The following is a 2395-nucleotide window of genomic DNA, read 5'->3' as shown; positions in this document are numbered from 1 at the left end:
GTCTCGCGCTGGCTCACCGCGTAGCTGGCCCGCACGATATCGTAGAACACGTTGAGCGGCGGCCCCGCGATGACCAGGTTGGCAAGGTCGGGCAGGCTCTTGATGCTGTCGTCGCGGGCGCGCGTGACAACGACCCAGTTGCCGGAAAAATAGGGCGCGCTGACCGAGAGCGGGGCGTTGCCGGTGGCGGCATGGTTCAGCGGCAGGATGGGCACCACGTCCAGCGTGCCGTTCTTTAGCGCGGCAGTCACGTCCGCGGCGCTGGCCGGCCAGAAGGGGACGAAACGCAGCCCGGTGCGCTGCGCGATCAGTTGCAGCACTTGCTCGGTGAGTCCGCCCAGGTGTTGCCTGGCATCGACGAACTGGAAGGGAACCAGGTCGCGCGCCGCCAGGTAGCGCACTTCCGGATGCCGGGCTGTCCATGCGCGCTCTGCCGTGGAGAGATTGAGCTTGTCGGTGATATCGAATTCGAGCGAGCTGGGCGTCCAGAAGGTGTCGATCTCGCGCTTGAGCGCCGCGGGCATCTGCGCCAGCACCTGGTCGATGATCCGGCCCAGCGCGGGGTCGCTCACTGCGAACGTGATGCCCTCGTGCGCCAGCGGCGCGAAGTTGCGCGCCGTCAGTTCGCCGTAGTGGTATTGCTCGACGAGGTAGCCGGCCGCGGTGGCGTTGGTGACCATGACGAAGTCCGCGTCCCGGGAGAGTTGGTCGAGCGCGCCGAGCAGGTTCTCGAACGGCAGCAACCGCGCGCCAGGGTAGGCCCGCTGCAGCAAGGCCGGCGAGACTTCGCCCGCCAGGTAGCCGATGGCGCGGCTGTCCTGGTTGCGCGCACCGTCTCGCCGGGACACGACCTCGATCAGGCGATGGTCGTGGTACGGCGCGGTTCGCACGCCGGTGCCCGGGCTGTCCAGCGACGTGGTGATCAGGTCGATGGCGCCGCCGGCCAGATGGCTGCGTGCCAGCTCGTGCGAGGGGTAGCGCTGGATCTGCACCGGCACGCCAAGCCTGGCCACGACCGCGGCAAGGTAGTCGGCGGAAATCCCGCGGTAGTCCCCACTCAGGTCGACCAGGTCGAACGGCGGCAGGTAGTTGCCAACCACGCCCACCCGCAAGGCCTTGTGCGCGCGGCGCCATGCATGCAACGCCGTATCGTCGCCCCGGGGCGGCGCGGCACGGTCGATGGCATCGCGTGTGCCAGCGGGGGCCACGCGCACCTGCGCGTTCAGGCGCAACGTGCGCAGGGGCTCGGCAGGCAGGGCAGCCAGCGCCGGCGCGCCCTGGCAAAGCGCCAGCAGCAGCACAAACAACTGTCGGCGCCACCAGTTGGCCGGCACGCACCGGCTCGCGGTGGGCGAGCCGTCCGCCGGATGCGGGGAACTGCAGATGCACATAAGGGATTCTCGTGGAGGGCGGCGCGCTGCGGCGTGCCGGATCTGCGCACGCTTGGGGTTGCAGCCTTCAGGCGACGCCGAGCGCCAGCTTGGAAGTGCGTGCCTTAGAGGCCATTTCAAAAAGATTCTGGCGTCGTTGCGCGGCCTTGGCCGATCMACTTGTACTGTCTGCGGCCGCGCGCCTAGCCAGAACCGCTTCGCTTCATTTTGAAACAGCCTCTTAGCCCAAATGTACGGGCCGCGCTTGCGCACAGATTTGAGAAATGTCTGAAAAGGCGTGCAGAACTTTCCGAGGCTAGCGGGCTGGAAATGTGATGCGAACAGGTCACATCCAGTGACGCCGCCTCATTGAAGTGGCGTTTAAGTATCAAAAATCCTGTTTCGGAGGCTTCTTATATCGCGATAGGGCCGGTCTAACTACTCTCCATAGTAAAAACCAATCATTGTCTTTGTAACGATGAATTGTACAAATCACATTGGCGCGGCCAGAATCGGGTCTTCGCTGCAACACGCGGCCATCTACCCCCAGTCATCCAGGAGCTAAACCATGCTGCAATCCMGTGAAGGTCAACGCGTTCCCAATGTCACGTTCCGTGTTCGCGAGAACAACGAATGGAAGACCGTGACCACGGCCGACTTGTTCGAAGGCAAGACCATCGCGCTGTTCTCGCTGCCGGGCGCATTCACCCCGACCTGTTCGTCCACCCACCTGCCGCGCTACAACGAGCTGGCGCCGGTGTTCGCCAAGCACGGCGTTGACGCGATCCTGTGCGTCTCGGTCAACGACACGTTCGTGATGAACGAGTGGGCGAAGGACCAGGAGTCGGAGAACATCGTGATGATTCCCGATGGCAACGGCGAATTCACCGAAGGCATGGGCATGCTGGTCGACAAGGCTGACCTGGGCTTCGGCAAGCGCAGCTGGCGCTATTCGATGCTGGTCAAGGACGGCGTGGTCGACAAGATGTTCATCGAGCCGGAAGAGCCGGGCGACCCGTTCAAGG

Annotated in this window: 2 protein-coding genes; one reads left to right on the top strand and one right to left on the bottom strand. The window is 64.5% G+C overall.

Annotated elements, in window-relative coordinates:
- Positions 1–1391: transporter substrate-binding domain-containing protein (locus tag AC1DS3_RS37795; protein ID WP_477129271.1), on the bottom strand; the 1391-nt coding region annotated here is incomplete at its 3' end.
- Positions 1392–1938: 547 nt separating this feature from the next.
- Here AC1DS3_RS37795 and AC1DS3_RS37790 point away from each other — a divergent pair.
- Positions 1939–2395: redoxin family protein (locus tag AC1DS3_RS37790; protein WP_477129270.1), on the top strand; the 457-nt coding region annotated here is incomplete at its 3' end.

Source organism: Cupriavidus sp. 01L46 (assembly GCF_056399905.1).
This window is presented reverse-complemented; position numbering and strand designations above follow the sequence as displayed.